Source organism: Sphingomonas sp. NFX23 (assembly GCF_049887795.1).
Taxonomy (GTDB): Bacteria; Pseudomonadota; Alphaproteobacteria; order Sphingomonadales; family Sphingomonadaceae; genus Sphingomonas.
On the sequence record NZ_JAGEKH010000001.1, the window covers coordinates 461717 to 485393 of the forward strand.

At 65.5% G+C, this 23677-nt stretch carries 25 protein-coding genes and 1 tRNA gene; 16 read left to right on the plus strand and 10 right to left on the minus strand.

The genetic code is table 11. The features are described from left to right. Positions 1–11: 11 nt before the first annotated feature. Entirely contained in the window at positions 12–920 is a 909-nt protein-coding gene (locus J4O76_RS02230) for a LexA family transcriptional regulator (RefSeq protein WP_426279989.1), read from the minus strand. Here J4O76_RS02230 and J4O76_RS02235 point away from each other — a divergent pair. The 8 genes from J4O76_RS02235 (at position 913) to J4O76_RS02270 (ending at position 3537) form a co-directional block, all read left to right on the plus strand. Next, on the plus strand, positions 913–1185 hold the full coding sequence (locus J4O76_RS02235) for a hypothetical protein (protein WP_426279991.1): 273 nt from the start codon (positions 913–915) through the stop codon (positions 1183–1185). The genes J4O76_RS02230 and J4O76_RS02235 overlap by 8 nt on opposite strands. After that, positions 1182–1700 carry a hypothetical protein gene (locus J4O76_RS02240; protein WP_426279993.1) on the plus strand — a complete coding sequence of 173 codons (519 nt, stop codon included), beginning with the start codon at positions 1182–1184 and terminating at the stop codon, positions 1698–1700. Before J4O76_RS02235 ends, J4O76_RS02240 begins: the two co-directional genes overlap by 4 nt. After that, entirely contained in the window at positions 1693–2022 is a 330-nt protein-coding gene (locus tag J4O76_RS02245) for an ogr/Delta-like zinc finger family protein (protein ID WP_426279995.1), read from the plus strand. The genes J4O76_RS02240 and J4O76_RS02245 overlap by 8 nt, the downstream gene beginning before the upstream one ends. A gap of 111 nt (positions 2023–2133) precedes the next feature. Then, positions 2134–2589, plus strand: a complete 456-nt coding sequence (locus tag J4O76_RS02250) for a hypothetical protein (protein ID WP_426279997.1) — start codon at positions 2134–2136, stop codon at positions 2587–2589. Further along, complete coding sequence (locus J4O76_RS02255; RefSeq protein WP_426279998.1) at positions 2586–2738, plus strand: hypothetical protein; 153 nt, start codon at positions 2586–2588, stop codon at positions 2736–2738. The genes J4O76_RS02250 and J4O76_RS02255 overlap by 4 nt, the downstream gene beginning before the upstream one ends. Next, a complete protein-coding gene (locus J4O76_RS02260) occupies positions 2738–2926 on the plus strand; it encodes a hypothetical protein (protein ID WP_426280000.1) in 189 nt (62 codons plus the stop codon). The genes J4O76_RS02255 and J4O76_RS02260 overlap by 1 nt, the downstream gene beginning before the upstream one ends. A 1-nt stretch (position 2927) precedes the next feature. Continuing rightward, positions 2928–3116 (plus strand): hypothetical protein, encoded by a 189-nt coding sequence (locus tag J4O76_RS02265; RefSeq protein WP_426280002.1) that lies wholly within the window; start codon positions 2928–2930, stop codon positions 3114–3116. Positions 3117–3201: 85 nt separating this feature from the next. Further along, a complete protein-coding gene (locus tag J4O76_RS02270) occupies positions 3202–3537 on the plus strand; it encodes a hypothetical protein (protein ID WP_426280004.1) in 336 nt (111 codons plus the stop codon). 11 nt (positions 3538–3548) lie between these two features. Here the strand turns inward: J4O76_RS02270 and J4O76_RS02275 are convergent, their stop codons facing one another. After that, on the minus strand, positions 3549–3701 hold the full coding sequence (locus J4O76_RS02275) for a hypothetical protein (RefSeq protein ID WP_426280006.1): 153 nt from the start codon (positions 3699–3701) through the stop codon (positions 3549–3551). On the opposite strand from J4O76_RS02275, the gene J4O76_RS02280 reads away from it, so the two are divergent. Further along, positions 3701–5038: a hypothetical protein gene (locus tag J4O76_RS02280; RefSeq protein WP_426280008.1), complete on the plus strand. Its 1338-nt coding sequence runs from the start codon at positions 3701–3703 to the stop codon at positions 5036–5038. The genes J4O76_RS02275 and J4O76_RS02280 overlap by 1 nt on opposite strands. A 21-nt stretch (positions 5039–5059) precedes the next feature. Here J4O76_RS02280 and J4O76_RS02285 read toward each other — a convergent pair. Then, positions 5060–5135, minus strand: a tRNA-Thr gene (locus tag J4O76_RS02285). Between the two features lie 134 nt (positions 5136–5269). Between J4O76_RS02285 and J4O76_RS02290 the strand changes: the two genes are divergently transcribed. After that, complete coding sequence (locus J4O76_RS02290; protein ID WP_426280010.1) at positions 5270–6421, plus strand: PAS domain-containing protein; 1152 nt, start codon at positions 5270–5272, stop codon at positions 6419–6421. 76 nt (positions 6422–6497) lie between these two features. Beyond that, positions 6498–11114, plus strand: coding sequence for an NAD-glutamate dehydrogenase (locus J4O76_RS02295; RefSeq protein WP_426280012.1), 4617 nt, complete (start codon positions 6498–6500; stop codon positions 11112–11114). 160 nt (positions 11115–11274) lie between these two features. Here J4O76_RS02295 and J4O76_RS02300 read toward each other — a convergent pair whose 3' ends face one another. The 7 genes from J4O76_RS02300 to J4O76_RS02330 all read right to left on the minus strand — a co-directional run bounded on the left by J4O76_RS02300 (position 11275) and on the right by J4O76_RS02330 (position 19668). Further along, positions 11275–12381, minus strand: coding sequence for a PepSY-associated TM helix domain-containing protein (locus tag J4O76_RS02300; protein WP_426280014.1), 1107 nt, complete (start codon positions 12379–12381; stop codon positions 11275–11277). Between the two features lie 190 nt (positions 12382–12571). Further along, complete coding sequence (locus J4O76_RS02305; RefSeq protein ID WP_426280016.1) at positions 12572–13255, minus strand: Fe2+-dependent dioxygenase; 684 nt, start codon at positions 13253–13255, stop codon at positions 12572–12574. 58 nt (positions 13256–13313) lie between these two features. Next, positions 13314–15800 (minus strand): TonB-dependent receptor, encoded by a 2487-nt coding sequence (locus tag J4O76_RS02310; protein WP_426280017.1) that lies wholly within the window; start codon positions 15798–15800, stop codon positions 13314–13316. 71 nt (positions 15801–15871) lie between these two features. Next, a complete protein-coding gene (locus J4O76_RS02315; protein ID WP_426280019.1) occupies positions 15872–16129 on the minus strand; it encodes a ribbon-helix-helix domain-containing protein in 258 nt (85 codons plus the stop codon). Positions 16130–16136: 7 nt separating this feature from the next. Next, positions 16137–17960, minus strand: a complete 1824-nt coding sequence (cobT, locus tag J4O76_RS02320; RefSeq protein WP_120300697.1) for a cobaltochelatase subunit CobT — start codon at positions 17958–17960, stop codon at positions 16137–16139. 4 nt (positions 17961–17964) lie between these two features. Further along, entirely contained in the window at positions 17965–18969 is a 1005-nt protein-coding gene (gene cobS, locus J4O76_RS02325) for a cobaltochelatase subunit CobS (protein ID WP_056052421.1), read from the minus strand. A 174-nt stretch (positions 18970–19143) separates the two neighbouring features. Next, entirely contained in the window at positions 19144–19668 is a 525-nt protein-coding gene (locus J4O76_RS02330; protein ID WP_426280022.1) for a J domain-containing protein, read from the minus strand. A 137-nt stretch (positions 19669–19805) separates the two neighbouring features. On the opposite strand from J4O76_RS02330, the gene J4O76_RS02335 reads away from it, so the two are divergent. The 5 genes from J4O76_RS02335 to J4O76_RS02355 all read left to right on the plus strand — a co-directional run bounded on the left by J4O76_RS02335 (position 19806) and on the right by J4O76_RS02355 (position 23412). Next, positions 19806–20093, plus strand: coding sequence for a BolA family protein (locus J4O76_RS02335; RefSeq protein ID WP_093398431.1), 288 nt, complete (start codon positions 19806–19808; stop codon positions 20091–20093). Continuing rightward, positions 20093–20800, plus strand: a complete 708-nt coding sequence (locus J4O76_RS02340; protein WP_426280023.1) for a glutathione S-transferase — start codon at positions 20093–20095, stop codon at positions 20798–20800. The genes J4O76_RS02335 and J4O76_RS02340 overlap by 1 nt, the downstream gene beginning before the upstream one ends. 148 nt (positions 20801–20948) lie before the next feature. After that, complete coding sequence (locus tag J4O76_RS02345) at positions 20949–21398, plus strand: NUDIX hydrolase (protein WP_426280394.1); 450 nt, start codon at positions 20949–20951, stop codon at positions 21396–21398. A 4-nt stretch (positions 21399–21402) separates the two neighbouring features. Then, positions 21403–22302, plus strand: a complete 900-nt coding sequence (locus tag J4O76_RS02350; RefSeq protein WP_426280025.1) for a pirin family protein — start codon at positions 21403–21405, stop codon at positions 22300–22302. 237 nt (positions 22303–22539) lie between these two features. Next, a complete protein-coding gene (locus J4O76_RS02355; protein ID WP_426280027.1) occupies positions 22540–23412 on the plus strand; it encodes an alpha/beta fold hydrolase in 873 nt (290 codons plus the stop codon). Positions 23413–23677 lie beyond the last annotated feature (265 nt).

Genomic DNA, 23677 nt, shown 5'->3' on the forward strand with positions numbered 1-23677 from the left:
ATTTGGACGAATTAGAACCCCAAAGCTTCGTCCCACGGCATCACGCGATGGACTGACGAAACCTGTTCGTTCGGCACTTCGAATTCGACAATCGGATTGAACTGCCGCAACACGACGACGCCAGGCCTACGGCGAACCAGTTGCTTGATCAGCACATGCCGAATCTCTTCGCCGTCGAACGTCGGACCGCGCAGCTGCACGACGACGTCGTCGCCAACGCCGGGCGATCGTTTCGGGTCAACCAGCACGCGCCGTCCCGAATCGTACCGCGGCTCCATGGAGTGCCCCGAAACCAGAACGACATAGAGGTCCGGCCTACCTGTGACGCCGATCGGCCGAGCCATGAAATCTGTGGGTGCAGCCATGTGAACCTCGGTCTGCTCCACATTCACTACGATCCCGTTTCCATCCGGAAAGGAAAGGTCGGCACCTAAAGCGCTACCGTAGATCGGTAGCGTCTTCGGCAAGCGTCGGAGCGCCGCTTCGGACGTGTTGCCGTCCTCGGGAATGGTTCGTTCGATGCCCTGGTCACGTCCCAGCAGCCAATCCGACGTGGTGTCTAGAACCTCTGCGATAGCGTCCAGTCGGTCGAGGCCGGGCATGTGGCCTGCGAGTATAGCGCGGATCGCATCTGGCTTATTCAACGCCGCGATCGAGACCTCCCGCGCCGACATATTCTTCTCGGCAATCTTTGCCGATAGTCGTTCCTTCAAGACGTCAGGTACGTTCTTCCTCATGCTGCACTCATGACGCATGACGTGACGCATGACATGCGGAATATTTACGTTGACGCGTGCTGCATACGTGACGTAAGTATGCGTTATGAGCGCAGCATACGAGAACGCATTGCGAACGGTCGCCGATTCGTACGACGCCGAAGTCGTTCGTTGGGGCGGTAAATCGCTTTCGCGCGTGGCCACGATCGTCGTTAACAGCGGCGCGTTCTTCAATCGTCTCCGCGAGGGAAAAACCTTCTCGGTAGGCAATCTCGAAAAGTTCGCCGCTTGGTTTCGTGTGCCGGCCAACTGGCCTGATCGCACGATACCTCAAGACGCTGCTGCCGCACTGATCAGCATCGGCCGCCCCCCTCTTCCTGCCAGCACCATGCCGCATCCGTACCGCACGTCTGACGCATTGGTCGATTGTAATCGCGCTGCCGTTTTCCAGTCGAAGGCCGCGCGATGACCAAGCCTCGCATGCCAGACACGTTCGCGGATGCTATGACGACAGTGCGAATAGCACTTGGCGTGGACGAGACCTTGCGCGTCGCAACCGTGGCATCAGGCCGTACGTATGCCGAGAGCACGATCTACGACTGGGGTAACAAAGACACTGGCACACTGCCGTCTCTTGAACTCGCGCTCGCTTTCGACCGTGCATACCGTCTTGCCGGCGGTGAGGATGCGCCATTCCGTGATGCCTTCGCCCAGCAGCTTGAGAGCGCGCTGAACGACGCAGACGCTTGCCGCCGCAGTCTTGTTACAGAGTCGGCCGCGTTTGTTCGCGAGGCTGCCGAAGCCACCGAAGCCCTATTTCATGCCGCTCAGCCCGGCGCTTCCTCGCGCGCGATCCATCGCGCGCTGGTCGAGGCGCAACAGGTTGAGCATGCTGCGCGCCCGCTACGACGGCGCCTCGCCAGTTTCCTCCGTCCAGCCATCCGGCGAGCGCAGGGAAATCCGGGGGGACCCATCAGTGACTAAGACGAAGAGAAACTACACGCCGCGCGTACCCGCAACGGTGTGCCCACACTGCCAGACACGCTCGATCGCCTACGATTCCCACAAGCTTGACGTGCTGACCCGCGAACTTCGCTACGTCTGCCAGGACCCCGATTGCGGCTGCACCTTCGTGGCTCAGCTTGCAATCTACCGCACCGTGCGGCCGAGCATGAAGCCGAACCCGATCATCTCAGCGATGCTGCCGGAAGGCGACTGGCGCTCAAAGCCCGCGAACGATGACCAACGGGTGCCTGCCAACGACGATCAGCCTGACGCGGCGGAGGTCGTGCCCTCCCCAACCTGATCCTGTGACCTGATCCCCGCGGCCTCGGCCGCAAACGTCCTGAACCATCCCCCCGCCATCCGGAAGCACCCGCTTCCGGCACCGCTACCCCCTTGTCGAAAGGAATGCCCGATGATGCACGTCTTCCCGCGTACATTCACGATGCCGATGCAGCGAGGCGAGCGCGCCGCGACCGCCAGCGCCGCGGCTCTGACGCCTGCGACGTACATCCGCCTGCGCCGCGAGGCGGCTGGCATGTCGATTAAGGAAGTCGCCGGCATGCTGGCGCGGAACGCCGACGAGGTCGCACCTGCGCTCGACCTGATCTACGTGCTGGAAACGCCCGGTAATACGGCACGTCACCCCGAGACCCTGGAAGCCCTTCGCAGCGTCTTCCCGTTCGATCCGGACGTCTACCGCCAGCTCGCTACCGATCCGGTCGACAGCCACCCCCGCATCTGCCGTGGCTGCGGTTGCAGCCTGTGGGATCCCTGCACCAGTGACGAGCATGGCGCGTGCGCCTGGGCGACCGACAAGGCCTGCACCGCATGCCTGCCCGACACCGCGCCGGTGGAGTGCTGCCAGTGATCGCCGTCGCCACCAGCGCGACGCAGCTCGAGCGCGCCATGCGCCGCCGCCGCATTGCCAAGATCGTCCTGGCGATCCTGCTCGCGGTCATCTGGATCCCCGTTGCGATCGTCATGCTCGTCGCCGGCACATCGGATCGACGTCGCTGATGCTGCACGATGTCCTCACAGGCTTGGCGCTGACCGTGTTCGGTAGCGCAGGCGCGACGGCGATCGGTGTGCTGCGCGCGTCGCTCGCGCCGCAGTGGAGCCGGATTTGCCGGCTGTCACTTGGCAACGTCGAGCCTGCATTCACACGCCTGCCCGCGACGCCGTTCGCAAAAGCGGCCCGCTCGTGACGTGGGCGACGTCGCAGTCTGTGGCGGCGACCGTGCCCTCTTCCAAGGGCTCGGCCGCGTCGGGAAGCAGTGCGACGTCCTGGCCGTCCGCAAGGCTTTCGCCTCGGTCCGCTTCGACGACGGACAAGCCGTTCTCTGCCTCGCCAAGGATCTCAACCCGATCCAGCGACGCCCGCCGCCCATGTTCTGACCCGCTCTCCGCTCTTGGCGAAACGCTTTCTACAAGAACAGCCGCTGGCGCGACCGCTCGATCCCCTCGCACCAACAGGATCTCCATGATGATCAGCGCCGCTCCCTCCGAAGCTCGCCAGTCTCAGCCATCGTCACAGCCAACGAACTGTTCCCCAAACCGGGAACAGCGCGGCTTCCCGATCGAGATGCCACGCATGATGGGGCTACAAACTGCCTACGAAATTCTCGGAGGGAAGAAGCAGACGCTGGCAGACATCTTGGGCGTTACCCCGCGCAACGTGAATTTCAAACTCAATGCCGAACGCGGCATCTCTAACCTTGACCTTCTGCTCACGGCAAAGTCGCTCGAAACCCGCGGCAACAAAATGCTGGAGCATGCCGCCAAGCTGCGCGCCGTGCTTGCAGAGGCAAAGGGCTGATGAACGCCCCGTCACTGATCAAACTCTCCCGCAAGCTGATGCGAGCGGCCGACGTCGGGAAAGGCGTCCGAATCGAGTCCCCCGACCTCGATCTGCTCGGAAGCCTCGGACTTTTCGACATCATCAATCGCGCCGTAGCCGACTACCTGAAAGAACAGACACAATGCCGCGACGCACTCCGCCGGTCTACCAAAGAGGGAAATACTGGCTCGCCCACGACGAACGGGCTGACGGAACCCTTCGGAGCCCCAATCTATACATCTGGTGGTACGACAGTGGAACGCGACGCGAGCGCAGCACGTCGACGGCTACAAGCGACGTAGCAGCGGCCATTCTGGAGCTCGACAAGGTCTACCTAGCCGACAAGGGCGAAGCGCCGGCATTCTGTCACGCATGCGGTCAACCGCTCGCTCAGGCGCAAGCGTACCTCCTGACCGACGCTATCGCAGACTATAAGATCGAGTGGGGCAACACGCGCGCATCGGCCGACACGATCTCGGGCCGCCTGGCGCACGCCGTGGCGTTTCTCGACGCGGAGCAGGCGCTTGGCGCGGAAGGTCGGTTCGGCCACTCGACGAGCTGCGCGACAGCGTGCGGCACCGTCTTCGTAAATGCCTTTCGCGCTTGGTCCCGGTTGCAGCCAGTCGAATGGCGCAACGGCAAGGGCGAGGTCACCGTATCGCGCCCGCGCTCGCCGGCCGCGACCGAGGCGTCGATCGCGCAGCTTATTGCCGTCTTGAATCATGCCGCCAACGCGGAGCCGGCGCGCTCCGATAAGCGGCCGATCTACAAGCCCCTCCCCGCCCGCCAGGTGCAACGCCAGCGCCGCACACGAATCGGTGTCGAGGAACTGGCGAAGATGTTCGCCTACGCGGCCGAGCCCGATCGTCAGCGCGGTTCGCTACATGCATTCCTCGTCGCCTCCGTCTGCACGATCGCGCGGCCTGGTGCGGTCGTCGACATAAACGTCGCCCCCGATCGCGAGCAATGGTGGCCGGGCGCTCCGACGCTCGACCTCAACCCGCAAGGCCGCACACAGAATAAGAAACATCGCGCCGTCCTGCCGGTGCTGCCGCTGCTCGATCGCTGGCTGCGCGAGGAATACGAGACGTACATGGCGCTGCCGATACCGGAGCGCGCCGGCAGGGGCTGGCTGGTGAACTATCACGGCCGTGCCATCCAGGACGTCGATCGCGCCTGGGATACGATGCTGACGAACCTCGACATGCCTGCCGGCCGCGAGTGGCGTCCGTACCTGCTGCGCCACAGCCTCGCGACCCTCGTCCGTAACAACGGCGCGAAGAAGTGGGATCTGGAAGGCTTCATGGGCCACCGCGACGGAAGCCAGACCGAGGTCTATGCGATCGGTGAATTCCCCACCGTCGTGCGCGCCCTGAATCGCATCATCGCCAAGATCGAGAAGCTGGCTCCGGGCTCGACGCACCGGAACCCTACCGGAATCGGCGTTGCCGAAAAGTCGGCTGGAGTCAGAAAAATGTGAGGTAAATCAACCACTTGTCGATGGTGCCGCTTACAGGACTCGAACCTGTGACCCCCGCATTACGAATGCGATGCTCTACCAGCTGAGCTAAAGCGGCCCGATGACGGATGTATCCGGTCGAGGGGGCGGCAACTACCAGCGGTTTTGCGGGCTGACAAGCGGTTTGCGAGTTTACTCTGTGTTTACCAAGCGCGGTGCACAAGCGGGGCGACGATACGGGGATCTTTGGGCATGACGACGGCGCGCAGCGTAGAGGATGGACGCGTAGCGGGCGCGGATGGCGTGGCGATTGCGGAGGCTCCGCCACGGGCGGCTGCGCATACCGGCGCGTCCGATTCGACCGATGCGGGCGTCAACGACGTGATGTTCGATCTCGGCGGCGACGAGCGGCGGATGCACGTGCGCGCCTATAACCATTGGGTGTCGCTGCTGAAGGACCGCCCCTATCCTTCGATCGCCGACCTCGAGCCCGAGACGATCACCGATTTCGGCCCGCACAGCGTGCTGCTCGATTTCAGTCACGGCATGGGCGATCCGAAGATCGCGTATCTTGGTCGCGCGCTGCGCGAGGAATGCGGGCTTGAGGGGCCGATCGCGACGATCGCCGACGTGCCGAGCCGGTCGCTGCTGTCGCGGCTGACCGATCATTACCTGCAGATCATTGCCAATCGTGCGCCGATCGGCTTCGAGGCGGAATTCGTCAGCAGCCGGGGGCGGACGACGCTGTACCGCGGGATCCTGATGCCGTTCGCGTCTGGCGGGGTGACGATCGATTTCATTTACGGCGTCATCAATTGGAAGGAGCTCGCGGACGCTGATTTGCAGGCTGCACTGTCGGCCGAGCTAGATGCCGCCGTTCACGCAACCTCGTATGGCTCGGGCGCGACCGCGCAGGTGTGGGCGGATGGACCGAGCGGTGGCTTCGATATCATGCCTGCCGAGCCGACGCCTGCTGCCTTGCAGGAACTGGTGCTGGATGACCCCTTGCCCGCCGACTATGTGCTTGTCGGAAGGCTCGGCGAGCAACTGGCGATGGCGCGTGAGAGCGCGGCGCAGGTCCGCGCGGCTGAAGCGCGCAGTCGGATGGCGCTCCACAGGACGTTGGGTCGGGCGCATGATCTCGCGGTGTCTGCCGAGCAGGATAGCGATAATTTCACGGCGATTCTCTCTGCTGCTTGCGTGCCGGGTGGGGCGGAAGCGATGATGCAGATCGTTGCGCTCGTCTTTGGCGCGAATTTCGAGGCAGCTAGGTTGGAGACGTTCGCGACGGTGCTGCGTCACGCCCAGCGGCATCAGGTGCCGGCAGGCGGTTTCGCAAGCTTTCTGAGTGGCTTCGGCAGCGACCTGGCGGCGATCGAAGCCGTGGAGCGATCCGCGTTTTAGGTGCGCCGCAGCATAATCCTTCGCACCTGCCACAAGGGTTGAGATAGGCGAACGGGGGGCGCATAGGCCCTGACCTATGGCGAACCAATCGTTGAACACGCTCACCGAGACCCTTGCAGGCCGGTTGACCGAACGGGCCCTTCCGGGCGAACTGAGGGACTTCGGGGCGAGCGAGGTCGCGCAGGCGGCGGCGTTCGTTGCCGCGACTGCCGCGCACCGCGACGACGGTGCGCCAGCGATCGCGATCGAGCCGATCAGTGGCGACGACACGCGGCGGCGAATGCGTCTTGCGATCGTCAACGACGACATGCCGTTCCTGGTCGATTCGATCGCGGCGGCGATCGGCGCGCAGGACATCGCGGTCGATCGGATCATCCACCCCGTCGTCCGCACGACGCGCGCGCCCGATGGCACGCTGCATGCGATCGACGCGGATGGCCAGGGTGCAGGTCGGCCCGAATCGATGATCTATCTCGAGATGGAACGCGCCGATGCGCGTGACCGTCGGGGGTTGATTGAGGATCTGACCGCAGTGCTGGCCGACGTCCGTGCCGCTGTGGGCGACTGGCGCGCGATGCAAGCCGCGCTCGACGACGATATTGCGATGCTACCCGAGGGTGAAGGTGCCGCGCTGTTGCAGTGGTTCCTGAACGGGCATCTGACGCTGCTCGGGCATCAGATCTGGCATTGTGACGGGAGCGGCCACGCTGCTCTCGGTATTGCGCGCAACGAACACCGCGTGCCGATCCTTGCCGAGGCCTCGCGCGCACTCGCGATCAAGTGGTTCGAGGCGGGCAACGACGCGCCGTTGTTGCTGAAGTCGAACCTGATCTCGACCGTCCACCGTGCGGTGCCGCTCGACCTGGTCGTCGTACCGGTGATGGAGGGCGCGACGGTCGCCGGGCTGTCGATCTACAGCGGCCTGTGGACCAGTGCCGCGCTCGCCGCGATGCCGCGCGACGTGCCGGTGTTGCGCACGCGGCTTGCCGCGATGAAGGCAAAGTTCGGGTTCGATCCGCGTGGTCATGCCGGCAAGGCGCTAACGCATGCGTTCACTGCGCTGCCGCACGACCTCGTGATCGCGTTCGCACCCGATGCGCTGGAAGACCTTGCGCTGACCGCGATGAGCATCGCAGATCGGCCACGGCCGGCGCTCGTGTTGGTCGAATCGGCGCTCGGGCGGCATCTGTTCGGGTTCGTGTGGTTGCCGCGCGACGATGTCACCACCGGCCGACGGGTCGCGATCGGCGACATGCTGGCCGAGGCCGCGAATGCGAGCGTGCTCAACTGGTCGATTGCGCTGGAGGACGGCGAGGTCGCGATGATCCGCTACACGCTCGATCTGCGCGGCGATGGCCGGATGCCCGACGTCGCGCCGCTCGCGCTGCGGTTGCAGCGGATGGTGCGTGGCTGGGTGTCGGACGTCGAGGCTGCGCTGGTCGAGACGTTGCCGCCGCCACGCGCTGCGCGTCTTGCGCTCAAATGGGCGGCGGCGTTCCCGCAGAACTACCGCAACCTCAGCACGCCCGCCGAGGCCGCCGAGGATATCCAGCGGATCGCCGCGCTGGCCGATACGGACGCGCGTGGCGTGCGCCTTGTTCCGGGCGAAGCCGGCGCCGATCCGCAGTTGAAGATCTACAAGCTCGGCGGGGCGCTCCCCCTGTCGGACGCGGTCCCGGTGCTGGAGAATTTCGGCTTCCGCGTGATCGGCGAACTGCCGACGCGGTTGCGCGACGACAGCGTGCCGTTCGTGCATGACTTCGTGCTGGAAGCGAACGACGCCGCGCAGCAGAGCGACGCCCCCGTCCTCGAAGGCGCGATCGCAGCGGTGCTGGAAGGCGCCGCCGAGAACGATGCGTTCAACCGGCTGATCGTCGAACTCGGCATGCGGCCCGAGGCGATCGTGCTGTTCCGTGCGTGGTTCCGGTATCTGCGCCAGGCGGGGCTTCCGTATGGCCTGACCACCGTCGTCGACGCGCTGCGCCGTGCACCGAAGGTCGCCGCCGCGTTGATCGCGCGGTTCACCGCGGTCCATCATCCGGAGCACCCGGGCAACGCGATCGAGGCGGACCAGGCGATCGAAGCCGGGCTCGATGCCGTCACGGCGATCGACGACGACCGTATCCTGCGTGCGTATCGCAACCTGATCGCAGCGACGCTGCGGACCAACGCGTTCACGCCTGCCGCCTCGGAAGCGCTCGCGTTCAAGCTCGACAGCCATCTGATTCCGGGCCTCCCCGCCCCGGTGCCGTGGCGCGAAGTATGGGTCTACTCGCCTCGCGTCGAAGGCATCCATCTGCGTGCCGGCCCGGTGGCGCGTGGCGGCCTGCGCTGGTCCGATCGTCGCGACGATTTCCGCACCGAGATCCTCGGGCTGATGAAGGCGCAGCGCGTCAAGAACGCGGTGATCGTGCCGACCGGCGCGAAGGGCGGCTTCTATCCCAAGCAACTCCCCGCCCCGTCGAACCGCGACGCGTGGCTGGCCGAGGGCACCGAGAGCTACCGGATCTTCATCCGCACCTTGTTGTCGATCACCGACAACATCGTCGAAGGCAAGGTCGTGCATCCCGACGGCGTGACGATCCTCGACGGCGAGGACCCGTATTTCGTCGTCGCCGCCGACAAGGGCACCGCGACGTTCAGCGACGTGGCGAACGCGCTCGCGCTTGAACGCGGCTACTGGCTCGGCGACGCGTTCGCCTCCGGTGGCTCGGTCGGGTACGATCACAAGGCGATGGGGATCACCGCCAAGGGCGCGTGGCTGAGCGTCCAGCGGCACTTCGCCGAGCGCGGCCTCGACGTGCAGAGCGAAAGCATCACCGTCGTCGGCTGCGGCGACATGTCGGGCGACGTGTTCGGCAACGGCATGTTGCTTTCGAAGACGCTGAAGGTCATCGCGGCGTTCGATCATCGCCACATCTTCCTCGATCCCGATCCCGATCCGGCGGCGAGCTGGGAAGAGCGCAACCGGATGTTCGCGCTGCCGCGGTCGAGCTGGGCGGACTACGACGCCAGCCTGATCTCGAAGGGCGGCGGCGTGTTCGCGCGCACCGCCAAGGTCGTGAAGCTGTCGCCACAGGTGCAGGCTGCGCTCGGCGTAACGGTGAGTGAGATGGAGCCGGGCGCGCTGATCTCGGCGATCCTCAAGGCGCCGGCCGACCTGCTCTGGTTCGGCGGCATCGGCACCTATGTGAAGGCCGCGTCGGAACCGAACGTCGCGGTCGGCGATCCGGCGAACGACCGGCTGCGCGTCAACGCCGAGGATCTGCGTGTGATCGCGATCGGCGAAGGCGCGAACCTGGGCGTCACGCAGGCCGCGCGTATCGCGTTTTCGGCACGCGGGGGTCGGATCAACACCGACTTCATCGACAATTCGGCCGGCGTCGACTGCTCGGATAACGAGGTCAACATCAAGATCGCGCTCAACCGAGAGATGATCGAGGGGCGGCTCGACTATGAGGACCGCAACACGCTGCTCGCCAGCATGACCGACGACGTCGCGCACCTGGTGCTGGAGGACAACCGCCTCCAGACGCTGGCGCTGTCGATCGCCGAGGCGGACGGTGCGGTCGCGGTGCCGAGCTATGTGCGCGTGATCGAGATCTTCGAGGGCGCCGGGCGGCTCGATCGTGCAGTCGAAGGGCTTGCGTCGAACGACATCCTGCTCCGTCGTGGCCAGGATGGGCTGGGGCTCACGCGGCCTGAGCTCGCGGTGCTGCTGGCGACCGCCAAGCTCGGGTTGCAGGACGCGATCGAGCACAGCGACATCGCCAAGGATGATGCTCTGAAGCCGGATTTGCATGCCGCGTTCCCGGCGGCGATGCGCGAGCGGTTCGGGACGGCGATCGACGAACATCGGCTGCGGCCCGAGATCGTCGCAACCAAGCTCGCCAACCGGATCGTCAACCGATTGGGCATCCTCTACCCGTTCGAACTGGCGGAAGAGGAAGGCGCGGCGATGGGCGATATCGCGGCGATGTTCGTCGTCGCCGAGCGCCTGTTCGATCTGCCCGCGTTGTGGGCGGAAATCGAGACCGCGGTGATGCCCGAGGCGGCGCGGATCGCGCTGTTCGACGAGGTGGCCGTGGCGACCCGTTCGCAGATCGCCGACCTGCTGCGCGTGTCGGCGCCGGGCGCGGTGCCGGGCGACGTCCTCGCGCGGCTGGCGAAGGGCATCACGCAGCTCGACAGCCAGACTGCGGCGTTGCTGCTCGAGGAAGCAAGTGCGCAGAGCAGCCGCATCGCGGGGCAGCTTGAGGCGGTCGGTGCGCCAGGCGATCTGGTGCGCAAGGTCGTTCGCCTGTTCGAGATGGACGGCGCAGTCGGGCTGGCGGATCTTGGCGAGCGGATGTCGCTCGACGAGGCGGTGGTGACGCGGGCGTTCACGCATCTCGGGCAGGCGCTGGGGCTCGACTGGGCGCAGGCGAATGCGGCGCGGATCAGTCCGACCGATCCCTGGGAGCGGTTGCTGGTCGCCGGGCTTGCGCGCGATTTCCAGCAGCTGCGGTTGGAGTTTCTCGCGCGGTGCGGTGCGCAGGATCCGCAGGGTGCGGTCGAAAAATGGCTGCTGACGAACGCGGCACGGGTGGCGCAGTTCAAGGCGGTTATCGACCGCGCGCGCCACGCGGCGGTGCCGAACGCGGCGATGCTCGCGCAGATCGCCGGGCAGGCGCGGGTGTTGCTGGGGCGGTAACTTAACCCCTCGCCCCTGCGGGGAGAGGGAGGGGCCCGCGTGCTCTTGCGCGTGGGAGGGTGAGGGGTGTGAGGCTCGGAACGCGAGTCCCAACTCCCCTCACCCTCCCGTCGCCAAGAGGCTCCTCCTTCCCTCTCCCCGAAGGGGCGAGGGAGACTGGCTACGTTGCACACCGCGCTGCCAACTCAGCCTTCCACTTGCGCGCACGCCACCACATGATAACGCCGGTCACCGCCAGTACCGCGGGCAATATCCCGCCCAGGAAGATGATCACCTGCCACAGCGCACCCATGTCGGTGCCATCGTGGATCCGCCGCATCCACCGCGCCACACCGCCCTGAGGCCGCGCCGGCGCCGCGGTCGCGCCGCCGGTGTCGTCCGCCACCTTCACCCCGATCGGCGCGCCGCCGCCCTGAAACGTCACCGTCCAGTCCGCGCTGAGGTCGGTCGGCCAGGTGATGCTCCGCAACGGCGCATTATCGACGATACCGCGCGCCTTGCCGATCGCCACCGCGAGAGGCTGCGCGGGCGACGCCAGCGGTTTCGCGCGCATCATCGCGCCGCGATCGGGACCGCCTCTCGGCCGCGACGTCTCGCCGATGAGCTTTCCGAGGACCTGCGGGAACGAGATCCACGCGCCGGTCAGCGACAGCACGAACAACGGCAGCGCGATCCAGAAGCCGAACAGGTGGTGAAGGTTGGTCTCGACGTCGCGGTGCCGGCGGAACCGAAGCCCGCGCGTCCACTTGCCCATCGTCGGCCACCACAGCCATAGCCCGGTAAAGCTCGACACCATCATCGCCACGCCGATCCAGCCGACGATCGAGCGTCCAATGCCGGGTAGTTGCAGGCTACCGTGCAGAACATGCAGGAACCGAACGAGTCCGCCGTTCGGCGGCGACACCTCCAGCACGCGCGCGGTCGGTGGATCGAGATAGACCATCGTCCGCTGCGGTGGTCCTGGCCGGGTCGGCACGCTGGCCGAGGTCGCCGCGACGATTACCGGGCCGCCGTCATCGGGCATCGTCAGCGTCGCGATCCGTTCGCCATGCCTCAGCACCGCGCGCGCCGCGGCGACGTAGCTGTCGGGGCCGAGCACCGTCTTGCCGGTGACCGCATAGCGCGCCGGATCGACGATCCGATCGAGCGCGTCATGCCACACCAAAGCCGCGCCGCTCAGCGACAGCGGGATGATGAGGATCGCCAGTACCAGCCCGATCCACTTGTGGACCTGGAACCACGCGCGTCGCATCGCCAGCTTGCTCATTATCTACTCCCTGTGCGGTGAGCGTCGCATGAGGGGGCGGCTCAAGTCCACATTAGAGACGGCGCTCACCAATGCTCCCCTCCCTGGAAGTGAGGGGTTGGGGGTGGGTCGGCCTGCTTTGGTCGCGGCGTCTGGATATGCGGAAACCGACCCACCCCCTGCCCCTCCCTTTCAGGGAGGGGAGCAGAAGTCAGGCGTCCGCCCAGCGGCGAAGGAGGTTGTGGTACACGCCGGTCAGCCGCACGGTCGCCGGATCGCCCTGGCCTTGTGCGGCCGCGACCGCCTGCACGCCCTGGTCGAGATCGAACAGGATCCGCCGGGCGCCGTCGTCACGCACCATCGACTGGAGCCAGAAGAACGACGCGGTACGCATCCCGCGCGTGACCGGCGTCACCCGGTGCAGGCTGGACGCGGGGTAGAGGACCATGTGCCCGGCGGGCAGCTTGACCGACTGTGGACCGAACTGGTCCTCAATCACCAGTTCGCCGCCGTCGTACGTTGCGGGGTCGTCGAGGAAGAGCGTTGCCGACAGGTCGCTGCGGATGCGGAAGTCGGTGCCGCGCTTCATCCGGATCGCGTTGTCGACGTGAAGCCCGAAATCCTGTCCCCCGGCGTAACGGTTGAACAGCGGTGGGAACACTTTGAGCGGCAGCGCCGCCGCCACGAACAGCGCCGACCGGCCGAGCGCGTCGAGGACCATCCCGGCCGCCTCCCGCGCGGCGACCGAGTCCTCGGGCAATTGCTCGTTGCGCTTGGCGAGCGCGCTCTGCGGACCCGACGTCGCGTTGCCGTCGATCCACTCGGCGTGGTCGATCAGTGCGCGAACACGGGCGACGCCGGCCGCATCGAGCACATCGGGGATCGCGATCAACATGGCGTCACTCTAGAATGCGGCGGCGATACCGGCAAACTGCCCGCGTCGCCGCCGAGCCTCACAGGCTGTAGAACAGCGTCAGCCGCACCGAACGCGCCTCGCCCGGCGTCGCCCAGCCATTGTTGCGGATGCCGGTGTAGTATTTTTCGTTGGTGAAGTTCTGCACGTTGAGCTGCGCGGTCAGGCCGTTGCCCACGGTGTACGACAGGAACGCGCGATGCGTGAGGTAATCCGCCGAGTGGAATACCGGCGTCACCACGGTCGTCGGCGCAAGCGGCGTCGCCAGCGCGCTGTTGTTGAGCGCGAATGCCCCCTGATAGGTCAGGCCGTAGCCAAGCTGGAGGCCGAACGGCAGCGTGTAGGTGGTGAACAGGCTGCCCGAATGCTTCGGCGTGTTGGTGAGCTCCTGCCCCGCCTGCGTATCGAGGATCGCAGCCGAGTTGCCACAGGGATTGGTCGTCGTCGTGGTCGTGCCGACGGTCGTACGGACCGGCCCCGGATTGGCGAGACAGAAGTTCGAGACGCTCTGGATGATCTTCGCCTTCAGATACGTGTAGTTGGCGAAGATCGAGAATGCGTGCGAGATGCTGCCGCTTGCACCCAGCGCGATGCCGTCGACGCGCGAGCGGCCGTCGTTGACGCCGAGCGTCGTGACGATCGGGTCGTTCGTAGCGACGCGGTAATTGGTCCGCTCGTTGCGGAACACCGCCGCCGTCAGTTGCAGCTTGCGCGAGAACAGGTCCGCCTTGGCCCCGAGTTCGTAGTTCACCGCCTTTTCCGGCTTGACGTCGCACGGGTCGAGCTGGCCCGCGGGTGCATTGATCAACGTACCGCAACCTAGCCGGACGGTCGCAGATGTCGGCGTGGTGGCGTTGCCGTACGACGCATACAGGCTGACGGTCTCAATCGGCTTGAAGTTGATGCCGCCGCGGTACGAGAACAGCGTTTCATCACTCGTCTGGTTCAGGCCGCGCGCATAGGTGCCGAGTGTCGCGTCGGGCACGACCGAGAAGGTATCGGCGCGGAAACGGCCCTTGGCATGCTCGTAGCGCAGGCCGAAATTGACCTCGATCTGCGGGATCACCTTGATCGTGTCGAAGGCGTAGACCGCCGCATTGCTCGTCGTGCCCTGCGACCGGCCGGCCTGGATGAAGTTGAACGGGCCGGTGTAGTCGGTGTTCGGGTTGGCGAGGTTGATCGGTGGCTGGACAACCGTCGCACCGGTCGTGGTACGCAGCGTGTTGCCCGTGACGATCGTGTAATCCTCCTGCGAGACCGACGCGCCGAGCACCAGCGTATGCTCGAGCCCCGCGGTATCGAAGACCGAACGGAGATCGGTCTGGTTATAGAGGATCTGGTTTTCCTGATTTCGGACGAAACCGCGAGGGCCGCTCGGGTAATAGGAACCGGGTATGTTCTGACCCGGAGCGGTTGCCGTCGGGGCGGGACAGGCCGCCGGCGTCGTCGCGACGTTGGTCAGCGGCTGGGGCTGGAACCCGGTCGACAGGCAAAACACACCTTGCGGGGCGCTCGTCAACGAGTCCTGCTGGACGCGCTGCCAGCGGCTCAGGTTGCGGATCGAGACCTTGTCGGAGAAGCTGTGGCTGACCGTCGCGGTCGCCTGGTCGACGGTGATGTCCTGCTTGTCGAGATTGCGGATGCCGTAATAGGCGGAGTTGTCGGCACCCGGCAGCGGCCCGTTGTTCACCGCATTGCGGAAGTACGGCACGCCATAGACGGGGACGTTCTCGTCCTCCTGATGCAGATATTGCAGCGTCAGGCTAGTCGGGCCCTCCACGCCGACGATCAGCGACGGCGCGACGGCCCAACGCTTGTTGCTCTCCACATCGCGACCGGGAATGTCGTTCTTGTGCGCAACTGCGTTGAGACGGACCGCGACCAGATCGCTGACCCGGACGTTCGAGTCGAGCGTCGTTCGGTAATAATCGTCGCTACCGACGCCGCCCGACACGACCGTCAGCGTCTCCGCCTGCGGGCGCTTGGTGATGAGGTTGATCGTGCCGCCGACCGATCCGCCGCCGCCGAACACGCTGTTCGCGCCGTTGTAGACCTCGACCTGTTGCAGGTTGAACGTCTCGCTGCGGCTATACTGCGCGCTGTCGCGGACGCCGTCGATCGTGATGTCGTTGTTGGCGGAATAGCCACGCAGGTTGATGCTGTCCCCGTATCCGCCGCCGCCTTCGCCCGCACCGAAGGTGATGCCGGGGATCGTCTGCAACACGTCGCGCAGGGTGAGCAAATTCTGCTTGCGGATCGTCTGGTCGCCGATGATCGTCACGGTCTGCGTCGTGTCGAGCAGGCTGCGCGTCGCCTTCGGGCTCTCCAGCGTGGTCGCGGGGACGGTCTTGCCGTTGACGACGATTTCGTCGCGGTTGAGCTGCTTTTCCTGGTCGTCGGCCGCGTGAACCTTTGCCGATTCAGCCGGGCGATCGGCAGCATAGGCTGGTGCGCTGGCAATGAACCCTACGCACGAAAGCGCGAGAAATGCAGGCGCGGCGGACGAACGCGACGAAGGACCAGACATGCGAAACCCCTTATTGTTGCGGGTTCGCTATTGAGAGTCGTTCTCACTGTCAACGCTATTGCGACTAATTCTCATGCGCCGTTCGAGAACAGCCATGATCTCAAGGCGCTAGCGAGATTGGGGGGATCGTCGGCCAAGATGCGTATCGCGTCGATCTCTGCGACCAGTGCAGACAAGGGCAACGCTAGACGCGCCGCAGCGGCCTCCAGCGCTTGCCAGAAGATGGGTTCGAGGCTGATGGACGTCTGGTGGCCTGCAATCGTGATCGAGCGTTTTACGGGTCCGTGGAACCCGCCCGCGGGCGTCGTAATACCGCCGCCCGCTGTCACCGACGGATCATTCGGTATCGAACAGCGAGGCCAGCTGTTCGATGATCGTCCCGCCAAGCTGTTCGACGTCCATGATCGTGACGGCGCGCGCGTAATAGCGAGTGACATCGTGGCCGATGCCGATCGCGACGAGTTCGACCGGCGACTTGCTCTCGATCCAGCCGATTACTTGGCGCAAATGGCGCTCCAGGTACGATCCAGAGTTCACGCTGAGCGTCGAATCATCGACCGGGGCGCCGTCGCTGATCACCATCAGGATGCGGCGTTCCTCGGGCCGGGCGACCAGCCGCGCATGCGCCCACATCAGCGCCTCGCCGTCGATATTCTCCTTCAGCAACCCCTCGCGCATCATTAGCCCGAGCGAGTTGCGCGCACGCCGCCACGGCTCGTCGGCGCGCTTGTAGACGATGTGGCGGATGTCGTTCAGCCGGCCCGGCTGCGGCGGACGCCCGGCGGCAAGCCACGTTTCGCGGCTCTGCCCGCCCTTCCAGGCTCGCGTCGTAAAGCCGAGGATTTCGGTCTTCACGCCGCAGCGTTCCAGCGTGCGCGCGAGAATGTCCGCGCTGATCGCCGCGATCGAGATCGGGCGGCCGCGCATCGAGCCGGAGTTGTCGATCAGCAACGTCACGACGGTGTCACGGAAATCGGTCTCGCGCTCGGCCTTGTAGCTCAGCGACAGCGTCGGGTTGACGATCACGCGTGCCAGCCGCGCCGCGTCGAGGATGCCCTCCTCCTGGTCGAAATCCCACGACCGCGACTGCTGCGCCATGAGGCGCCGCTGGAGCCGGTTGGCGAGCTTCGACACGGTCGATTGCAGGTGCACGAGCTGCTGGTCGAGATAGCCGCGCAGCCGCGCCAGTTCGTCGGCGTCGCACAGCTCGGTGGCTGCGATCACCTCATCGAACTGCGTCGTCCACGGCTTGTAGTCGAACGCACCGCCCATGTCCGCGAAGGGACGGTTCGGGCGGACCGGCTGCATGCCTTCCTCGCCATCGTCACCGGGCTCGCCGTCGATGTCGTCCATCGACTCGTCGCTCTGCTCCTGGCCGTCGCTTTCCTCGTTCTGCTGCTCGGACTGTTCGCCGCGCGCCTCGACTTCGCCCTGGCCGTCCTCGCCCTGGTCGTCGCCTTCGTCGCCCTCGTCCTGCTGCTGCTCGTCGGTGCCCTCGTCCTCGGAGCCGCCTTCGTCGCTCTCCTCGGGGACCTGATCACCCTCGACCAGTTCGAGCTCTTGCAACATCTTCCGCGCAAGGCCTTGGAACGCCTTCTGGTCGTCGAGCGCATAGGCGAGCGCGTCGAGGTCGGTCTTGCTCTCGATCCACTCGCGGACCAACGCGAGGCCGGGCGCGGCGATCGCGGGGGATTCCTGTCCGGTCAACCGCTCGCGGACCATGAGGCCCAGCGCGGTCGACAACGGCACCTCGTCACGATTGCGCGCGCGCGTGATCGGATCGGCGCGTAACCGCACGTCGAGCGCCCGTTCGAGGTTCTCGGTAATCCCCGCATAACCGCGCGACCCAAGTGCTTCGACTCGTGCAGTCTCGACGGAATCGAACACCGCGCGCGCCACCGCCTCAACCGGCGCCGCACGATTATGCAGTGCGATGTCGTGATGCTTCAGCCTAAGCGCGAAGCCGTCTGCGAACCCGCGCGCCTCAGCGACCTGCTCGAGCGGAAGAGCGCGAGCGGGCATCGGCACCTTGATGTGCTTACCCGACTGCGTCGGCGCATCGGCGGTGAAGGCGAGTTCGACCTCCGGCTCCTCCGAGATCGCACGTGCGGTGCCGGCAAGAACCGCCTTGAAGCGATCGAGAGGAGTTTCGTTGGCCAAAGGTTTAGGCCTTGCCCACCACGCTCTCGGGAAGATCCTTGCCGAACACGCGCTGGTAATATTCGGCGACCAGCGGCCGCTCCGCTTCGTCGCACTTGTTGAGGAACGATAGGCGGAACGCGAAGCCAACATCGCCGAAGATCAGCGCGTTCTGCGCCCAGGTGATCACGGTGCGCGGGCTCATCACGGTCGAGATGTCGCCGTTGACGAAACCCTTGCGGGTCATGTCGGCGACCCGGACCATGTTCTCGACGGTCTTCTTGCCCTCGGGCTTGTCGTATTCACCGGACTTGGCGAGCACGATCTGCGCCTCGACCTTGGCGGGCAGGTAATTGAGCGTGACGACGATGTTCCAGCGGTCCATCTGGCCCTGGTTGATCTGCTGCGTGCCGTGATACAGCCCGCTCGTATCGCCGAGGCCGACCGTGTTGGCGGTCGCGAACAGGCGGAACCACGGATTCGGACGGATCACGCGGTTCTGGTCGAGCAGCGTCAGCTTGCCTTCGGTCTCCAGCACGCGCTGGATCACGAACATCACGTCGGGGCGGCCTGCGTCGTACTCGTCGAACACCAGCGCGGTCGGGGTCTGCAGCGCCCAGGGCAGCAGGCCTTCGCGGAACTCGGTGATCTGCTGACCGTCCTTCAGCACGATCGCATCGCGGCCGATCAGGTCGATACGGCTGATGTGCGCATCGAGGTTGATGCGGATGCATGGCCATTTCAGGCGCGCCGCAACCTGCTCGATATGCGTCGACTTGCCGGTGCCGTGATAGCCCTGGACCATCACGCGACGGTTATGCGCGAACCCCGCCAGCACGGCGAGTGTGGTGTCGGCATCGAAGACGTACGCCGGATCAAGATCGGGCACGCGCTCGTCGGCTTCGGAGAAAGCCGGCACTTCCATGTCGGAATCGATCCCGAACATCTCGCGCACCTTTACCATACGGTCGGGTGCATCGAGGATCGTGGTCTCGCGGCTATCTGGCTGGGTATTCGGGATATCGGTCATGTTGGCCTCGTGTTCCCGGTAGCTTTAGGCCAAGCGCGGGCAGTTACTCAACCGCCGCTGTACGATTGGGCGATTGACCGGAAGAGTTAGACGAACCTCTCGCCAGCCGTGCGGTTCCGGCGGAGGCGTCGTGAAATATCGATCAGAGTAAGTATGGATCACATTCCCGTTACGTCAGGCAAACGCCGTGGCACCTTTCAGGTGCTGGTAGGCGGCGATCACCTTCTGCAATTCGGCCTCATGCGCCCGGTCGCCGCCGTTGCGGTCGGGATGATAGCGGCGGACGAGTTCGCTGTAGCGTTTGCGCAGCTGCGAGCGGTCGGTGTCCGTCCCGAGTCCGAGTACGCGCAACGAGCGCCGTTCGCCGTCGGACAGCACGCGGCCGCCCTTGCGCGCTGCCGCCATCCGCTCGCCGAAGCGTGCACCGATCGCATCGATCGGGTCGGCGAAGTCCGCCCATTTCGGCGGGGTGTCGCCGCCGCCGTGCGCGAATGCCCGCGTCTCGCGTTCCCAGCCCGCCAACGGGCGCTGCGCATAATGAATCTCGTCCGCGGTCATGCCGTCGAAGAAATTATAACCGGAGTTGAACGCGCGGACGTGCTCGAGGCAGAACCAGCGGAACTGCGGCGGACCGCCGTCGCTCGGCCCTTCGAGCGGTGGCGCACGAAATTCGCCGGGCTCCTCGCAGTCGCGCCACATGCAGACGCGCCCCGTCCCTTCCACGCGGCCGTGAAACCGTGGGCTGGGGCGTTCTTTCCGCTCTTTTCGCCCATCGTTTGTGTATCCGTCGTCCGCCACCGGCTCCCCGCGCTTCCAAAACGGGCTATATAGGGAGCATGACAGACCTCGCCACCGGCTCCGTACAGGACCAGATCACCGCCCGCCTTACCGCGACACTCGCCCCGACGCAGCTGACCGTCGTCAACGAGAGCGGGCTTCACGCCGGCCATATGGGCGACGACGGCACCGGCGAGACGCATTTTCGCGTCGAGGTGGAAACCCCGCAGTTCGAAGGCCTTAATCGTGTCGCGCGCCAGCGGCTCGTGAACCAGGCGCTCGCCGAACTGTTGAGCACGAAGATTCACGCGCTCGCCATCAAGGCCCGCGCGCCTGGGGAAATCTGATGGCGTACAAGCTCTGGTACTGGCCCTCCCTCCAAGGCCGCGGCGAGTTCGTCCGGCTCGCGCTCGAAGGTGCCGAGATCGCGTATGAGGATTGCGCGCGTGGCGTAGGCGAAAAGGGTTTGCTCGCCGATCTGAACGACCGCACCGGACGGACGCCGTTCGCGCCGCCGTATCTGGAGCTCGACGGCCTAGTGATCGCGCAGGTCGCCAACATCCTGATGTATCTCGGCGAGCGCCACGGTCTCGCGCCGTCGAACATGGCGGACCGGCTGTGGCTCAACCAGCTCCAGCTGACGATCGCCGACCTCGTCGCGGAGGTTCACAACGTCCATCATCCGGTCGCGATGATGGACTATTACGACGATCAGAAGCCCGAGGCCGCACGTGCGGCGAAACAGTTCCGCGAGGCGCGGATGCCGAAGTATTTGGGACATTTCGAGGATGCCGCGCAGGCCAATGCGGGCGATTGGCTGATCGACCACAAGTGGAGCTACTCCGATACGTCGCTGTTCCAGGTGATCGAGGGGCTGCGGTACATGTTTCCGCAGCGGATGAAGACGCTCGAACCGGACTATCCGAATTTGGTCCGTATCCATGATCAGGTCGCTGAGTTGCCGGGCATCACGGCGTACCTGAAAAGCGACCGCCGCCTCGCCTTCAACACCGACGGTATCTTCCGCGCCTATCCCGAACTCGACGCGGTATGAGGCTTGGCAGTGTCCTGACACTCAGCACGTCGCCGGCCAGCACCTCCCCGGCGAAGGCCGGGGTCCAGTTGAGAGACAGTGGTAAAGAGGGGCAGCCCGTCGCCATATCGACCTTTCCAACTGGGCCCCGGCCTTCGCCGGGGAGGTGCTGGTTGTGAGGACCCCGCGCCCAGCAGCTAGGATACTTCTCGTCGACGGCCAGGACCGCGTGCTGATGTTCCGCTTCACGCCCACCGACCGCCCCCCGCTCTGGTGCACGCCGGGCGGCGCGGTCGATCCCGGCGAGAGCTACGCCGCCGCCGCCCGCCGCGAACTCTGGGAGGAAGTCGGGCTCGACATCGACTGCGGCCCCGAAGTCGCGCGCCGCGTCGTCGACTTCCGCACCTTCGAAGGCACAGAGGTCACCGCCGACGAACGCTATTTCCGGATCGACGTCGACACCTGCGACGTAAAGGCGGGCAATCTCACCGAACAGGAGAAGCAACTGCTCGTCGGTCACCGCTGGTTTTCCCGAAACGACATCGCGGGCTTCCACGAAACGCTCTATCCAGCAGACTTGGTCGAACTGCTCGACGCCACGGAACCTGCCAAGGGATAACGCCATGCTCGATGATTTCGTCCTCCAGACCATCCTGCCGTCGACGCACGATCTCGGCGGGTTCAAGGTCCATCGCACGCTGCCGAACAAGGAGCGGACGATGGTCGGGCCGTTCCTGTTCTTCGACCAGATGGGCCCTGCGCATCTCGACGTTGGGCAAGGCATCGACGTGCGCCCGCATCCGCATATCAACCTGTCGACCGTCACCTATCTATTCGATGGCGCGATAGATCACCGCGACTCGCTTGGCACGCAGGCGCGGATCGAGCCGGGCGCGGTCAATCTGATGACCGCGGGTCACGGCATCGTCCATTCCGAACGCTCGCCCGGCGACGAGCGCGCCGAGGGGCCGAACCTGTCGGGGATCCAGACCTGGCTGGCGATGCCCGAGGCAGTCGAGGAGATCGACCCCGCGTTCGAGCACGTCACTAAGGCGCAGCTGCCGACGATCGAGGCGCACGGCGCACGCTCGCGGATCATCATGGGGAGCCTGTGGGGCCAGACAGCGCCGACCACGACCTATTCGGGGACGATATACGCCGACATCGCGCTCGATCCCGGCGCGAGCGTGCCGATCGATGCCGCGGCGGAGGAGCGCGCGATCTATCTTGCGATGGGCGAGGCGACGCTGGAAGGCGTGAAGCTGGAGCCGCAAGTCCTCTATGTCCTCCGCCCCGGTATCTCCGCGACGCTGAGGTCCGCGCATGGCGGCCGCGCGATGCTGTGCGGCGGCGATGCGTTCACGACGCCGCGCCACGTCTGGTGGAATTTCGTCAGCTCGAGCCGTGACCGGATCGAGCAGGCGAAACGCGATTGGAACGCGGGGAATTTTCCGAAAGTGCCCGGCGATGAGAAGGAATGGATCGAGATTCCGGCGGTGCCGAAGACGGTCAGCTATCCCTAACTCTTCCCCTACCCCCTTCCGCAAGCGGGAGGGGGTAGGGGGGTGGGCACGCGCTATCGCGCCCGCTCCGTTTGAAACTGGCCGCGAGCCCACCCCCGGCCCCTCCCGCGTGCGGGAGGGGAGCAGAAGACGTAATCTCCCCTCCCGCTTGCGGGAGGGGTCGGGGGAGGGCATGCTCCAAGGGCAGCGCGACGGGCAGGCCCTCCCCTGACCCCTCCCGCAAGCGGGAGGGGAATCATGACACTTCAACGCATCGCGTTATCCACAGGCGTCGAACTCGACGTGGCGATCAGCGGCGACCCGGCGAACCCACCCGTCATCCTGCTCCACGGCTTCCCAGAATCGCACCGCACCTGGCGCGATATCGCCCCGGACCTCGCCCGCGATCACTACGTGATCGCTCCCGACCAACGCGGCTTCGCGCGCTCCTCGAAGCCCGAGGGCGTCGACAGCTACACCCCCGACAAGATCGTCGCAGACTTGATCGCGCTCGCCGACCATCTCAAGATCGACCGCTTCACGCTGATCGGCCACGACTGGGGCGGCGCGGTCGCCTGGATGGCGGCGTTGCGTCACCCGGAGCGCATCGCCAAGCTCGTCATCATCAACGCCCCCCACCCGCTCGTCTTCCAGCGGACCATGTTCGACGACCTCGAACAGCGCGCCGCCAGCCAGTATATCCGCGCCTTCCGCAACCCCGATCTCGAAAAGCATATCGAATCGATCGGCCTCGAAACCTTCTTCGATACCAGTTTCTCGAAGCATGCCGATCTTGCCGCGATGGCGGAGGACAAGGTCGCCTATCTCGACGAATGGGGCCAGCCCGGCGCGATCACCGGCATGCTCAACTGGTACCGCGCGAGCGCGATCGTCGTCCCCGCGATGGATGAAACCCCGCCCCGCCCCGCGTTCCTCGACGCGCCGTTTCCACCCACCAAGATGCCGGTACTGGTGATCTGGGGGATGCAGGACAGCGCGCTGCTGCCCAGCCAGCTCGACCTTGGCGATTACGTGCCCGACCTCACGATCGAGAAGATCGATGCGGGCCATTTCGTGCCGTGGCAGAAACCCGACGCTGTGATCGCCGCGATGCGCTGTTGGGGTGTCTGAGCCGACCGTCGGTCAACGACGTAAGTACCCTCTGCCTCCACCCCGGCGAAGGCCGGGGCCCAATTGGGGGACGGTCGTAACTCGGGACGGCGCTACGTTACTGCAACCTCTCCAATTGGACCCCGGCCTTCGCCGGGGGGGCGTATCCCGCGGCGCATGTCCGCCTATAACTCCGAACTTTCGCCACCTGTCTGAATCCTGACGACCGTATTCGGCGATCGTTCAGCGGCGCTAGAGCAAAACCTTCTCCATGCCGTTGATCCGG

What these genes read in the sequence shown, in the direction of transcription:
- J4O76_RS02340 (WP_426280023.1), top strand. Translation starts at nt 20,093, where the DNA reads ATGGCGTACAAGCTCTGGTACTGGCCCTCCCTCCAAGGCCGCGGCGAG.
- J4O76_RS02335 (WP_093398431.1), top strand. Translation starts at nt 19,806, where the DNA reads ATGACAGACCTCGCCACCGGCTCCGTACAGGACCAGATCACCGCCCGC.
- J4O76_RS02350 (WP_426280025.1), top strand. Translation starts at nt 21,403, where the DNA reads ATGCTCGATGATTTCGTCCTCCAGACCATCCTGCCGTCGACGCACGAT.
- cobS (WP_056052421.1), bottom strand. Translation starts at nt 18,969, where the DNA reads ATGACCGATATCCCGAATACCCAGCCAGATAGCCGCGAGACCACGATC.
- J4O76_RS02270 (WP_426280004.1), top strand. Translation starts at nt 3,202, where the DNA reads ATGATGATCAGCGCCGCTCCCTCCGAAGCTCGCCAGTCTCAGCCATCG.
- J4O76_RS02300 (WP_426280014.1), bottom strand. Translation starts at nt 12,381, where the DNA reads ATGAGCAAGCTGGCGATGCGACGCGCGTGGTTCCAGGTCCACAAGTGG.
- J4O76_RS02310 (WP_426280017.1), bottom strand. Translation starts at nt 15,800, where the DNA reads ATGTCTGGTCCTTCGTCGCGTTCGTCCGCCGCGCCTGCATTTCTCGCG.
- J4O76_RS02240 (WP_426279993.1), top strand. Translation starts at nt 1,182, where the DNA reads ATGACCAAGCCTCGCATGCCAGACACGTTCGCGGATGCTATGACGACA.
- J4O76_RS02280 (WP_426280008.1), top strand. Translation starts at nt 3,701, where the DNA reads ATGCCGCGACGCACTCCGCCGGTCTACCAAAGAGGGAAATACTGGCTC.
- J4O76_RS02290 (WP_426280010.1), top strand. Translation starts at nt 5,270, where the DNA reads ATGACGACGGCGCGCAGCGTAGAGGATGGACGCGTAGCGGGCGCGGAT.
- J4O76_RS02330 (WP_426280022.1), bottom strand. Translation starts at nt 19,668, where the DNA reads ATGTGGCGCGACTGCGAGGAGCCCGGCGAATTTCGTGCGCCACCGCTC.
- J4O76_RS02250 (WP_426279997.1), top strand. Translation starts at nt 2,134, where the DNA reads ATGATGCACGTCTTCCCGCGTACATTCACGATGCCGATGCAGCGAGGC.
- J4O76_RS02260 (WP_426280000.1), top strand. Translation starts at nt 2,738, where the DNA reads ATGCTGCACGATGTCCTCACAGGCTTGGCGCTGACCGTGTTCGGTAGC.
- J4O76_RS02355 (WP_426280027.1), top strand. Translation starts at nt 22,540, where the DNA reads ATGACACTTCAACGCATCGCGTTATCCACAGGCGTCGAACTCGACGTG.
- J4O76_RS02305 (WP_426280016.1), bottom strand. Translation starts at nt 13,255, where the DNA reads ATGTTGATCGCGATCCCCGATGTGCTCGATGCGGCCGGCGTCGCCCGT.
- J4O76_RS02295 (WP_426280012.1), top strand. Translation starts at nt 6,498, where the DNA reads ATGGCGAACCAATCGTTGAACACGCTCACCGAGACCCTTGCAGGCCGG.